Annotated in this window: 3 protein-coding genes; all 3 read left to right on the top strand. The window is 69.0% G+C overall.

Going from position 1 to position 5,041, the window contains the following annotated elements:
• Positions 1 to 1,059, top strand: a 1,059-nt coding sequence (gene mycP, locus ACRDU5_RS01310; protein WP_526612418.1) for a type VII secretion-associated serine protease mycosin, incomplete at its 5' end; no start/stop codon positions are given.
• The gene (eccE, locus tag ACRDU5_RS01305; RefSeq protein ID WP_526612417.1) at positions 1,056 to 2,699 is read left to right on the top strand and encodes a type VII secretion protein EccE; all 1,644 of its coding nucleotides are present in this window, start codon (positions 1,056 to 1,058) and stop codon (positions 2,697 to 2,699) included. The genes mycP and eccE, both read left to right, overlap by 4 nt.
• Before the next feature lie 16 nt (positions 2,700 to 2,715).
• Positions 2,716 to 4,467, top strand: a complete 1,752-nt coding sequence (locus ACRDU5_RS01300) for an AAA family ATPase (RefSeq protein ID WP_526612416.1) — start codon at positions 2,716 to 2,718, stop codon at positions 4,465 to 4,467.
• The last annotated feature ends 574 nt before the right edge of the window (positions 4,468 to 5,041 follow it).

The following is a 5,041-nucleotide window of genomic DNA, read 5'->3' as shown; positions in this document are numbered from 1 at the left end:
CCGCCACCGCCGCCGGAACCGGCTCCGCCAGCGGGCCCCGTCGCGCCGGCCGCCGGCCCGGGTGAAGGTGACTACAACCCGGTGCCGCCGCCCCCGCCCGGCAGCCCCGACGGCGTGGTCGGTGTCGCCCCGGACGCGGCCCTGATATCGGTACGCCAGTCGTCCTCGGCGTTCGGTCCGGCTAAACCCCAGCCGGGTGGCAACGACGAAATGCGCCGCAAGGCCGGCGATATCGCGACCCTGGCGCGCGCCGTGGTGCACCTGGCCAACCTTGGCGTCGATGTCATGAACATCTCGGTGACGGCGTGCATCAACGCCGCAGCACCCATCGACCAGGCGGCGCTGGGTGCCGCCATCCGCTATGCCGCGGTGGACAAGGACATCGTCATCGTGGCGGCGGCAGGCAACGAGGGCGAAGGGAACTCGTGCGCGCAGAACCCGGTGTTCAACCCGCTGCGGCCGGACGATCCTCGTGATTGGCAGGATGTCTCCACCATCGTCACGCCGGCCTGGTTCACCGACTACGTGCTCGCGGTCGGCGCGGTAGCGCCGGACGGACAGCCGTTGCCGCAGAGCATCGCCGGGCCGTGGGTCGGCGTCGCAGCGCCCGGCCTGGAGATCATGGGCCTGTCGAGCGTGAACGGTGCACCGATCAACGGCCTGCCCGCCCGCGAACCCGGCAAGGCAACCCCGTTGTCCGGCACCAGTTTCGCCACCGCGTACACCTCCGGGGTGGCCGCGCTGGTCCGGGCGAAGTACCCGCAGTTGTCCGCGCGTCAGGTGATTCGGCGGATCACCGAAACCGCACACAACCCGCCGCGCGGTGTCGACAACAAGGTCGGCCATGGCGTTATCGACCCCGTCGCGGCGCTCACCTTCGACGTGGCGCCGGGCGACCGGCTACCGCCCGAGCACCTCACCTCCCTGCTGGATGTGCCCGCTCCGCCTCCTCCGCCGGATCTGCGCCCGCGGCACACCGCGCTGATCGGCGCGGCGGTGGTCGGGGCGCTGGCCGCGATCGTGGTGGGTGCGGCGGCGCTGCGGCGGAGGCGGTCATGAAGGCGCGAGCCGTCGGGGTCAACGCGGCCATCCCCGCGGTGATCGCGGTCGAGGTGGCGGTGATCGCCGCCCTGGTGATCTTTCCGCCCGGGCGGGCGTCGTGGTGGCCTGCGGTTGCGGTGGCCGTCGCGGCGGTCGCCGCGTTCCTGGTAACGGTGCACCGCCGCAACGCCGTTCGGTGGTTCGTCGACCGCGTTCGTTGGTGGCGGCGGCGACGGCGTAGCGAGTCGATGGACGCGGCCATCGACATTCCGCACGGTGCCGCGCTGTACGGCGTGCGGGTCTCCGACCGCCTCGATTGTGAGGCCATCACGATGATCGATGTGACCGGCCAGGCCTACTCGCCGACGGTGCTGACCGGGTCGGCCACCGCGCTGACGCCCAACCTGTTGCCACTGGAGGCGTTGACCGGCCTGCTCGATCAACCCGGCGGGATCCGATTGGCCGGCATCGATGTGGTGTCCAGCGGGCTACGGGTGCGGCGCGGCATCGGCTATCCGCCGCTGTATTCCACCCTGCTCGCCGACCGTCCGGCGGCCGGGCAGCGCCGCACGTATCTGGTGGTGCGCCTGGACCTCGAGCAGTCGGTGGCGGGGCTGGCCTACCGGTCGTCGGTCGGTGCCACCGCGGCGGCGGCTACCGAACGGATCGTCAACGCGCTGTTGCAACGCGGCGTGCGGGCCCACGCGTTGACCGCCAAGGATCTCGATGCAGCGCTTGCCGAACTGGGTGCCGGCCTGGCGGTGGTGCCCGCCGACGCGGCACCCGACGTGCCCCCCGGCATGCCCCGCACGCCCGCACCGGTGGCGCCGACCGAGGGGTGGCGTTCAATCGAGGCCCACCCCGGCTTCCTGACGTCCTACTACTTCTCCCCCGAGGACATCACCACCAACACCCTCAACCAGATGTGGGCGTTGCGTTCCGATGCGGTGGTGCAGACACTTTCGTTGACCAAGCACCGCGGCGCAGGCGAAGGCCGCACCTGGGTGTCGGCGTTGGTGCGAGTCAACGATCCGCAGGCGCCGGCCAGTGCGCCCACCCTCCTTCTCAACCCGCTGCCCGGTGACCAGGGCCCCGCGGCGATGCACTCGTCCCCGCTGCCGCGGCGGTGGGACGGGTTGCCGGGCCGGCCGCTGGACGCCGCGCCGCTGGACCTGCCGGTCGGTTCCTCGGGTGTTCTTGTCGGTACCACGCAGCGCGGCGACCTGCTGTTGCTGTCGTTGACCGATCCGGATCAGGCCACCCGCATCAGCCTGCACACCGGTATGCCCTATGCCTGCCAACTGCTGGTACGGGCGGCCGCGGTCGGTGAACGCATCGCGATCTACACCGACCAGCCCGCCCGGTGGCGCCAGTTGGAGCAGCCGCTGATCGCGGTGGTCGACAGGTTGCATCCGCCGGAGTTCGTGCCGTCGATCATTGTCAGCGACCGTGCCGGTGGGCCGCCGGCGGCCGGTTTGGCGTCGACCGTGATCACCATCGGTGACAACGATGACGACGCACCGACACCGGACATGTCGTTCACGCAGATCTCGGCGTCCACGGTCCGGATCGCCACCGCGGCGTTCACCACCGATGTGCATATCGCTACGTTCAAAGCCGAGCAACCCTTCCTGGGCGCCGCCGGCCAGACCGCATAGGAGACAGCGGGTTTCGATGACTGCCCCGACCGATCAGCGCCGCGCCTTCGACGCTGCGATCGAGAGCTACAAGGCCGGCGACACCCGTCAGGCGCTGGCCAGCTTCATCGCGATCACCGCCGCCCAGCCGACGATGTCGGATGCTTGGCTCGGCAGGATCGCCTGTCGGGATCAGGCCATCGATGTGCTGGAAGCGGCGCACCGTAATTCGCGGTCGCTGTACCGGGAGACCCGGCGGATCGGATTGGTGGACGGCGACCTGCACGCCCGGGTCGACGCGCCGCTGTACGTGACGATGCCGGTGTGGTCGCGATCGACGATGACGCTGGCGTACGTGACGGCGTTGATCACCGAACGGCGGTACGCCGAGGCGGCGGAGGTGCTCGACGACCCCGTCGTTACCGGCGACGCGATGGCCGCCCAGTGGGCCCAGTTCATCGGGGCCGCCGCTCACCATCTGGCGCAGCGCTGGCCGGATGTCCTGATGATCACCGCCAAGTCGCCGCCCGCACATGCCACCCACGTCGTCGACGACCTGACCGCCGGGGTCGACACGCTCGCCGCCGCGGCCGCCGCCAGCATCGGGCAGTTTCAAACCGCGCTGGACCGTGCCAGCACCGTGTCGACGAAGAACCAGTACATCGCCGCCGACGCCGCGCTGACGAAGGGCTGGTGCCTGCGCGAACTCGGCCAGGAGGAGGCCGCGCGCGCGGCGTTCGAGCAGGCCACCAACAACGGCGTGCTGCTCGAGGCCGCTGCGCAGGCGGTGGCCAACCCGGGCTATCGATTGATCGTCACCGACTCCGAGACCATCGCCACTCGGACCGATCCGTGGGATCCGAGCACCGAGACGTCCAAGGCGCAGCGCGCCGCCGCCGCCCTGGAGGAGCAGAAGGACGTTGTGCTCGCCGAGGCGCAGCGCAAGCTGGACGAGCTGATCGGGCTGACCGGTCCGAAGGAACAGATCACGGTATGGCGCACCGAGATCCAGATCGATCAGATCCTGGCCGAGCGGGGCGAGGAGACGTCGATGACAAACGAGAACCACATGGTGCTGGAGGGGCCGCCCGGCACCGCGAAGACGTCGTTCGCCCGGATCGCGGCGGAGTTCCTGTTCGGGCTCGGCAAGATCGAGCACCCGACGGTCGTCGAGGTCACCGAGGAAGACCTCGTCGTCGGTTACATATCGCAGACCGCCGCCCGGATGAAGGAAGTGTGCGAATCAGCCTTGGGCGGCGTGCTTTTCATCGACGAGGCCTACCGGCTGGCACCGGAGCACGAGGGCCACTCGTTCGGCAAGGATGCGATCAACACGCTGCTGAAGTACATGGAGGACTTCCGTGACCGGCTGGTGGTGATCGTTGCGGGTTATCCCAAGGAGATGCGCCGCTTCATGCAGGCCAATCCCGGCCTGGCATCCCGGTTCCACCTGACCTTGTCGTTCACCAGCTACACCCCGGACGAGATCGTGCAGATCGGTCAGCTGATCGCCGCCAAGGAAAAGATCGCGATCGCCGACTCCGCCTGGCCGCTGCTGCGGGACGAGGCGGCTCGGCTGCGCGACACCCCCATCGAACAGGGCACCGCGCTGGACACCGCCGGCAACGGCAGGTTCGCCCGCAAGGTCATCGCGCACTGCAAGCACGAGCGGGCCCGCCGGTTGAGCTCCACCCCGCCACAGCTGCTGGCTCAGGCCGCCGACGACGACCTGATCGTCAACGACGACGACATGCGTCGTGCCATCGTCGCCGCGTTGGCGGTCACCTGACCTACCAGGTGTCGACGAACGACCCCATAAGCGAAGACTCCCGGCAGCTCTCGCAGCGCCCCAAGCTCGACCAATTGTTCGCCGATGTACACGTTGGACTCCCGCGGCTGACCGTTGTCCCAGCTATCGCCACGCGTTCCCTCTACTAGGGTCGCTTGGAGCAGTGCGATCACATTGAGGCAGATGGGTTTGGTTTGAATGAGCTCGAGGGCTAACTCCGCCGCACGAACATAGTTGAGGACCTACCTTTCGAGCGGTTGGTTCAGTCGGGCCACTGGCTGTTAAAGGCACCGCCACCTCGACCGCGATCACCGCGGGGATGGCCGCCTCCGCCGCAGCGCCGCGGCGCTGGCGGTCACCTGATCGACGTCGAATCTGTAGGTGCCGTCTTCGCTACTCACACTTTTCCGCGCTAACTACAGGTTTGAGGGCGGCACCGCTCCTTTTTCGCTCACCAGGTGTCGATGAACCGACGGGGTGGACGATCCTCGGTCCGCGCCGTCGCGGCTGTCAGGGTGGCGGCGATCAGCCTGCGGGTGTCGGCGGGGTCGACGACGTCGTCGATCTCGAACAG

This window comes from Mycobacterium sp. (assembly GCF_050701515.1).
GTDB lineage: Bacteria > Actinomycetota > Actinomycetes > Mycobacteriales > Mycobacteriaceae > Mycobacterium.
The sequence above is the reverse complement of the archived record's forward strand: the minus strand, read 5'-3'. Positions and strand labels throughout refer to the sequence as shown.